This is a genomic window from Mitsuaria sp. TWR114 (genome assembly GCF_007997345.1).
The window spans coordinates 1-4,720 of the sequence record NZ_VOSR01000149.1; the positions used below are offsets into that span (position 1 = coordinate 1).

3 protein-coding genes are annotated in these 4,720 nt (G+C 71.5%); 2 read left to right on the forward strand and 1 reads right to left on the reverse strand.

Annotated elements, in window-relative coordinates; all coding sequences use genetic code 11:
* Both FUT87_RS06950 and FUT87_RS06955 read left to right on the forward strand, forming a co-directional pair.
* Positions 1-888, forward strand: an 888-nt coding sequence (locus FUT87_RS06950) for a DUF898 family protein (RefSeq protein ID WP_147240542.1), incomplete at its 5' end; no start/stop codon positions are given.
* A gap of 16 nt (positions 889-904) precedes the next feature.
* Positions 905-2,008: a M48 family metallopeptidase gene (locus FUT87_RS06955; RefSeq protein ID WP_147240543.1), complete on the forward strand. Its 1,104-nt coding sequence runs from the start codon at positions 905-907 to the stop codon at positions 2,006-2,008.
* 45 nt (positions 2,009-2,053) lie between these two features.
* Here the strand turns inward: FUT87_RS06955 and FUT87_RS31345 are convergent.
* On the reverse strand, positions 2,054-4,720 hold a 2,667-nt coding region (locus tag FUT87_RS31345), incomplete at its 5' end, for a prolyl oligopeptidase family serine peptidase (protein ID WP_147240544.1).

A 4,720-nucleotide genomic window follows, 5' to 3' on the forward strand; every position in this document is an offset into this window, starting at 1 on the left:
GGCCGCGTGCTGGCGCTGGCGCTGCTGGTCTGCTACGGCCATGCGTTCGAGTGGTCCAAGGGCGCCGGCTTCGCGATGCTGGCGGTGCTCTACGCGTTTGGCCCGATGCTGTTCGCGGGCGCCCAGCGCTTCAAGCTCGGCAACACCAGCTGGCGCGGCCTGCGCTTCGGCTTCCAGGCCAGCGCCGCCACCGTCTACGCCTCCTGCCTGCCGCTGCTCGTGGCGTGGACCGTCGTGTCCGTCGGCGCCGGCATGGGGCTGGGGCCGATCGTCATCGGCATCGCCGGCCTGGCGGTGGGGCTGCTCTTTCCGCTGGCGCATGGCTGGCTCAAGCGCTTCCAGCATCGGCATGCCCGCTATGGCGCGCTCGAGTTCGACTTCGAGCTCCCGGTGCGCAAGTTCTACGGCCTGTACCTGACGCTGGTCGGCGTCGGCCTGCTGGGCGGCTTCGTCGCCGGTGTGATCGCCGCGGTGACGATCGGCGCGCTGAAAGCCGTCTTCGGCGCGCAGGCGTCGCTGGTGGCGATGTTCGCGCCGCTGGCCACGATGGGCGTGCTATGGGTGATCGGTTGGCCGATCTACATCGCGCGGCTTCAGAAGCTGATCTGGGACAACACCCGACTCGCCGGCGGCATCGAGTTCGCCTACCAGCTGCCCGCCTTCTCCCTCTTCAAGACGGTGATGGGCCACGGCCTGCTCACGGTGCTGACGCTGGGCCTGTACTGGCCCTTCCTCGCGGTGCGCATCGCCAAGCTGCGCATCGAGGGCATGACCGTGCTGTCCGACGAGCCGCTGGACGCCCTGGTCGTGCGCGCCGCCAGACGGCGCGGCCCCGGCGCGGTCGGGGACGGCGTGGCCGATGCCTTCGGCCTGGACATCGGCTGGTGAGCGGGGAGACATCGCCATGAGATCGCAGAGCTACACCGCCACCGCCCGGTGGTTCGATGGCGTCGAGAACCGCCCGCAGGAGGTGCGCGTGCGCCTGAGCCGCCACCACCTCGAGTTCATGCCCTGGCCGCCGCGCCCCCAGGCCGCGTCCTCGATGCCGCCGTCGGAGGCCGAGCTGGCCGCGTCACGCCCGTCGCTGCCGGGGCTGCGTCGCTACACCCGCAAGGGCCTGTCGGTCGGCGAATGGTGGCGCGGCAGCCCGACGCCGGTCGGCCTGCCCGACGGCGGCACGCTCTGGATTCCCGCGGACAACGCGATGGGACGCGCCCTGGGCGGCCAGTCGCTGACGACGCAGCTGATCTCCAGTTGGGCGATGTCCCTGTGCTGCCTGGTCGCGCTGGTTGCGCTGATCGCCTGGTTCGACCGCCAGGGCGCGGGCCTGCTGGCGCGCGCGGCGTTGCCGCTGGTGCCCAAGCAGCTCGACATCGCCGTCGGCGACAAGGTCGAGCAGGAGGTGACGGCGCGCTGGCTCAAGCCGTCGACGGTCGCGCCGGCGCGGCAGGCCGCGCTGCGCCAGCGCTTCGAGGAGATCGCCGGGCGGACCTTCCCGGGCCAGGCCCTCAAGCTGCGTTTCGCGCGGCTGGGCAACAGCGGCGGCTTCAATGCCTTCGCGCTGCCCAACGGCACGCTGTTCCTGCTCGACGGGATGACGCAGGACCTGAGCGACGACGAAGTGATGGCCGTGCTCGGTCACGAGGCCGGGCATGTGAAGCACCGCCACGCGATGCGCCACCTGGTGCAGGGCGTCGGCCTGGTGGCCGTGGCCGGCGTGGTGATGGGCGATTTCTCCACCGTCGCGGCCAGCTCGATGGCCTCGGTGCAGACGCTGCGCTACGGGCGCAACGCGGAGCGCGAAGCCGATGCCGAGGCGCAACGCCTGATCCTGCGCGAGCACCTGCCCAACGAGACGCTGGTCGGCGTGTGGCTCAAGCTGCGCGACGCGATGCGGCGCGAGGGCCACACGAGCGAGGGCGTCGAGTGGCTGTCGTCGCACCCACCGATCAGCGAGCGCCTGGAGAGCGCCCGTCGCGCCGCGCAGAACGCGGACCCGGTGCGCTGACCCGGGGCCGGCGGCGCGGGGCGAGCGGCCCCGGCCGCCGGCGACTCACTTCGCGTTGCCGCCGCTGGCGGCCTCCTGCTGGCCCTTGGCGACGGCGGTCGCGGCGGTCGGTGCCACCGGCTTGAACTGGCCCATCACGTCGCGCTTGCCGCGCTCGAGGTAGGGCACCGGCTGGTCCATCCAGGCGGGCCGCGGACTGCCCAGCAGGTAATGGTCGAAGAACTCGGCCATGTGCACGGTGAAGTGCTTCATGTTGTCGCGGTCGCGCAGGCCGTGCTTCTCGCCGTTGTAGTTGAACCAGTAGGCCTCCTTGCCCAGGCGGCGCAGCGCGGTGAAGAACTCGATGCCCTGGTACCAGGGCACCGCGTCGTCCTCGTCGTTGTGGATGGTCAGGTAGGGCGTGGTGACCTTGTCGACGCGGAAGATCGGCGAGTTCTCCAGGTACAGGTCGGGCCGCTCCCAGGGCGTGGCGCCGATGCGGCTCTGGCCGTGCTCGTACTGGAAGGCGCGGCTGATGCCCGCGCCCCAGCGGATGCCGCCGTAGCCGCTGATCATGTTGGCCATCGAGGCGCCGGCCTCCGCCGCGCGGAACTCGTGGGTGCGGGTGATCAGGTAGTTGATCTGGTAGGCGCCCCAGCTGTGGCCCTGGATGCCCACCCGCTTCGGATCGACGTAGCCCTTGGCGATCTGCTGGCGGACCGCCGGCAGCACCGTGTTCATCGCGCTGCGGCCCGGGTGGCCGGTGGTGTAGACGATGTCCGGGCGCAGCACCAGGTAGCCGTTGGAGACGTAGCGCGTGACGTTGATGTTCTGGCCCGGCGCCGGCGGCACGTAGCGATGGCGGTTGTCGCTCATCTTCTCGTAGATGTAGACCATCATCGGGTACTGCCGCTTCGGGTCGAAGTCGGCCGGCTTGGCCAGCAGCGCGCGCAGCTTCCGGCCGTCGGCCGCGGTGTACTCGATCAGCTCCTGCGTGCCCCAGGCATACCGCGCCTGCTGCGGATTGGCCTCGCTGATGCGCTGCGGCCGCTCGAAGCTCAGCGTCGAGGTCCACAGGTCGGGGAACTCGGTGAAGGTCTGCTGCGTGAAGACGAGGCGGTCCGCGTCCTTGGCCTTGATCAGGCCGCCGATCATCTTGTCGTCCTGCAGCAGCGTGGTCGGGACGCCGCCGCTGGCATCGACGCGGAAGTAGCCGCTGGCGCGCGTCGGGTCCTGCGTGCCGGCCAGCATCAGCGCATCGGCGGGGAGGGCGCGCTGGTCGGCGTCCTCGGGGTCCAGCGGCACCACGCGCAGCTGGACCTGCCGCTTGCGGCCCAAGCCCTGCGTCAGGTTGCGCGACAGGCCGGTCGCCGGCTGCACGGCCCAGAGGTCGAACTTGTCGTAGAGCACGACGCTGTCGTCCCCCGCGGTCCAGCCCGCGCTGCCGTAGGCGGTCGGCAGGTCGGGCACGTCGCGCTCGTCGTTGTCGAAGCGGGCCTTGATCCTCCCGGTCAGGTCGATCGCCTGCGCGGTGTCGGTGCGCCAGGCCATCCAGCGCGCGGCCGGCGCGTCGAAGCCCAGCAGGTAGCGGCCGGTCGGGGACAGCGTCGGCGCATGGCGCAGCTTGCGTGCGAGCGGCGTGGCCGCGCCGGTGTCCAGATCGACCGCGTAGGCGTCCATGTACACGCCTTCCCAGGACATCAGCGGGCGATACGGCAGCTCGCTCAGGCCCAGCGCCACGCGGGCGTTCTCGTTGACCTGGATCGTCGGCAGGTCCACGGTGCCGAGCTGCACGAAGCGCGCGGCGTCCACGTCCTGGCCGAGGTGCACGACGGCGCGATAGCTGCGCGTGCGTTCGCGCTCCGCCTTGGCTTTCTGCGCCGACTGCAGCTCCGGATCCTTCCAGTGCCAGAGGTCGACCTTCATCGGCTCGGGCGCGTCCTTGGGCTCGGGCGTGGGCAGCTCGGCGGTGCCGAGGAACAGCCGCAGCCCGTCCTTGCTGAAGGCCAGCGGCGCGTGCTCGCTCGGCGTCCAGCCGGCGGGCATGCCGGCGGTCGCGGCGCTGACCAGCACCGTGGCGCGGTCCTGGCCGGCCTGCCACAGGAAGAGCTTGAACGGCGTCGGATCGGGCTTGTCGGCCTTCGCGTCCTTCGCGCTGTCCTTGGCGCCGTCCTTCCGGTCTTCGGCTTCCCGGGCCTTCTCGGAGGCGCGGGTCTCGGCCACATGGTCGCGGTTGCTGACGAAGGCCAGTTGGCGGCCGGCCTCGTCGAAGCGCAGCTGCTTGTAGCTCCCCGCGCCCGACATCACCGCGCGTGCCCGTGTCGGCGCGCTCGGGTCGATCAGGTAGACGCCTTCGCGGGCGCTGTCGTCGGCTGCGGGTTTCGCCGCGGTGACCGGCGTGGCGGGAGGCACGGCGCCGAGCGCGTCCGAAGCCGGCGGCGCGGCGGGCGCCGGCGGATTCGCCGAAGCCGGGACGGACGGCTCCGCCGGCCGGGTCTCCGGTGCGGTGGCCGGCGTCGCCTTCGCGGCGCCGGAGGCACCTGCGGGGGCTTTCGCCTCCTTCACCGAGACCACGTAGGCGAGCAGGGTGCCGCCGTTGTTCCAGGCGAAATCGGCGGCGTCCTTGAAGGTGTTGCGCTGGCCGGTCTGGGCGTCGATCAGCAGCAGATCATTGCCGGGCAGCTTCTTCGCGGATGGCGCGCCGCCTTCGGCCGGCGCTTCCTGGTCGAGGGG

Excerpts from the sequence above, each read along its gene's own strand:
- FUT87_RS06955 (WP_147240543.1), top strand. The coding sequence starts at position 905 with ATGAGATCGCAGAGCTACACCGCCACCGCCCGGTGGTTCGATGGCGTC.